Annotated in this window: 1 protein-coding gene; it reads right to left on the bottom strand. The window is 46.7% G+C overall.

Annotated elements, in window-relative coordinates; translation table 11 throughout:
• On the bottom strand, positions 1 to 193 hold a 193-nt coding region (locus AC0T7J_RS25615), incomplete at its 3' end, for a helix-turn-helix domain-containing protein (protein WP_473798640.1).
• Positions 194 to 255 lie beyond the last annotated feature (62 nt).

Genomic DNA, 255 nt, shown 5'->3' with positions numbered 1-255 from the left:
AAGCACGTCCGTCCTCCGTAAGCTGCACGGTTCGCGTTGTGCGGTGCAAAAGTGTAGTTCCCACGTCATGTTCCAGTTCACGGACCACCACTGAGGCACGTCCTTTCTTGATACCCAGACTTTCAGCGGCCTGAGTAAAACTCTTCATTTCTGCCACACGCGCAAAAATAATTAGTGCATCGAGATTTTTCATTGTTCACCATCAGGGTAACAGTGCGTTATTTTTTGGGCCATTTATGAGGATATTAATACCTA

Source organism: Pantoea sp. E956-1 (genome assembly GCF_982223955.1).
Note: the sequence above shows the minus strand (reverse complement) of the source record. Positions and strands in the feature narration are given on the sequence as shown.